General features: G+C 40.3%; 1 protein-coding gene. It reads left to right on the top strand.

What is annotated here, in order from left to right:
- Positions 1 to 303, top strand: a 303-nt coding sequence (locus tag FLA105534_RS00010) for a condensation domain-containing protein (RefSeq protein ID WP_173964018.1), incomplete at both ends; no start/stop codon positions are given.

Consider the following 303-nt stretch of genomic DNA (forward strand, 5'->3'; position numbering starts at 1 on the left):
TGTCAGGCAGAAGGTGTTACATTATTTATGTTGATGTTGTCAGCCTTTAAGGTATTATTGTCGCGTTATAGTGGTCAGGATGATATTTGTGTTGGAACGCCTATTGCGAATCGTACCCAATCAGAGTTAGAGGGCATGATAGGCTTTTTTGTCAATACACTGGCACTTCGCAGTGATCTGAGTGGTAATCCAGACTTTAGGGAACTTTTAAAAAGAGTAAAAGAAACTACACTTGGTAGTTATGATCATCAATTGGCTCCATTTGAGAAAGTAGTAGACCGTGTGGTCACTACCCGTGATATG

This window comes from Flavobacterium collinsii (assembly GCF_902804485.1).
In the GTDB taxonomy this organism is placed as follows: Bacteria; Bacteroidota; Bacteroidia; order Flavobacteriales; family Flavobacteriaceae; genus Flavobacterium; species Flavobacterium collinsii.